The sequence below is a fragment of the Burkholderia sp. SIMBA_062 genome (assembly GCF_046534765.1).
GTDB lineage: Bacteria > Pseudomonadota > Gammaproteobacteria > Burkholderiales > Burkholderiaceae > Burkholderia > Burkholderia ambifaria.
Genome location: NZ_JAWRYD010000537.1, coordinates 1 through 243, shown reverse-complemented (window position 1 = coordinate 243; position 243 = coordinate 1). Strand labels below are relative to the sequence as shown.

At 67.5% G+C, this 243-nt stretch carries 1 protein-coding gene; it reads right to left on the bottom strand.

The features are described 5' to 3' along the window. The coding region (locus SB786_RS37370; protein WP_410731731.1) for a lactate/malate family dehydrogenase at nt 1–243 on the bottom strand (243 nt) is incomplete at both ends.

The following is a 243-nucleotide window of genomic DNA, read 5'->3' as shown; positions in this document are numbered from 1 at the left end:
CGGCGTTCGCGGCCAGCAGATCGCGCCGTTCCATGCCTTTGCCACGCGGGCGCGATCCGACGAGCATCGCGTAATCGGCATCGCGGAACGCGACGCGCGGATCGTCGCTGATTTCGACCGACTGCAGCAGCGGGAAGGCGCAGTCTTCCAGTTCCATCACCACGCCGCGCAGCGCGTCCAGCGCGTGCGGCAATTCCAGGAGCTGAAGGATGACGGGCTGATCGTCGCCGAGCAGATCGCCGC